This window comes from Glutamicibacter uratoxydans (assembly GCF_006539925.1).
In the GTDB taxonomy this organism is placed as follows: domain Bacteria; phylum Actinomycetota; class Actinomycetes; order Actinomycetales; family Micrococcaceae; genus Glutamicibacter; species Glutamicibacter uratoxydans.
Window position 1 is genome coordinate 1 of the sequence record NZ_BJNY01000047.1, and the last position, 879, is coordinate 879.

Genomic DNA, 879 nt, shown 5'->3' on the forward strand with positions numbered 1-879 from the left:
ATACACACGCACACTGGAGCCCAGGGTCGTTACGCCGTCCTCCTCGCGGGCCTTGTTCAACCGGCCGATCGCAGCGAAGTCCCCCACGTCATCCCAATTGAACACGCCAGGCACCACAGCAACATCACCAGCTGCTGCCGCAGGTTCGGCCACCGCGTAGTCGATCGCGATCTTCGGCAAACCAGGCCACACAGCACTCATCACCGCATCGCGCTCCGGGGTATCCCACGCCAAGGCAATCTGCATCAGCCCAGCATGCAGATCCGGCTCATTAGCCTTCAAATGCTCCAACATCAACGCCACCGGCGCGACAAACATGCCCGCATTCCACAAGAACCCTCCCCGGGCCAGATACTGGCGGGCCGTATCCTCATCAGGCTTCTCCACAAACTGCGCCACATCCCGGGCGCTGGCAGCACCGTCAATGCCCAGCAGCTCACCGGTCTGGATATACCCGAACCCGGTCGAAGGGTGGGTGGGGTGGATACCGATGGTCACGATCTTGCCAGTGGCCGCAGTAAGCACCGCTTCACGCACCGCATCCTGGAATACTGACTCCGGCTCGATCACCTGGTCTGCAGCAAAGGAACCCATGATGGTTTCTGGATCGCGAAGATAGAGAATCGCGGCGGCCAGCCCGATCGCGGCGGCCGAGTCTTTCGGCTCTGGTTCCAGCACGAGGTTCTGGTCCACGAGTTCTGGCAGTTGGGACAGGACCGCGTTGCGGTGGGCTTGTCCGGTGACGACCATGATGCGGTCATCTGCTACCGGGCACAGCCGGTCATAGGTGGCACGGATCAGCGTGGACCCTGAGCTGGTCAGGTCGTGCAGGAACTTCGGGGCCGAGGCGCGCGAGAGCGGCCACAGGCGCGATCCGAC

General features: G+C 62.7%; 1 protein-coding gene. It reads right to left on the reverse strand.

The genetic code is table 11. The features are described from left to right. On the reverse strand, positions 1–879 hold an 879-nt coding region (locus AUR04nite_RS17765; RefSeq protein ID WP_141367646.1), incomplete at both ends, for a mannose-1-phosphate guanylyltransferase.